1 protein-coding gene is annotated in these 292 nt (G+C 56.5%); it reads right to left on the reverse strand.

Features of this window, described 5'->3' with window-relative positions:
* On the reverse strand, positions 1-292 hold a 292-nt coding region (locus tag ACFWW2_RS25520; RefSeq protein WP_393933276.1), incomplete at both ends, for a calcium-binding protein.

Genomic DNA, 292 nt, shown 5'->3' on the forward strand with positions numbered 1-292 from the left:
TTGCTCAAATCATCAATCGTGTCGTTGCCGTCTCCGAGGCTGTAACGGTAGGTGTCCTCACCACGCCCGCCCTTCAGTGTGTCGTTGCCGACCCCGCCGAGGAAGGTGTCATCGCCGTTGCTGCCAAGCACCAGATCATCACCGTCACCATCCTGATCCTCGACCGACTTCTGTGCAATCCCCTCCAGGTCCAGCACCATACTATCAGCAAACTCGATAAGTTCCATGTCTGCGTAGAGGTTTCTGAAGTGGTCGGTGACCGTCACCGTGTCGCCGTTGCTCACTGTAACCA

Origin of the sequence: Yoonia sp. R2-816 (genome assembly GCF_046762905.1) — a bacterium.
In the GTDB taxonomy this organism is placed as follows: domain Bacteria; phylum Pseudomonadota; class Alphaproteobacteria; order Rhodobacterales; family Rhodobacteraceae; genus Yoonia.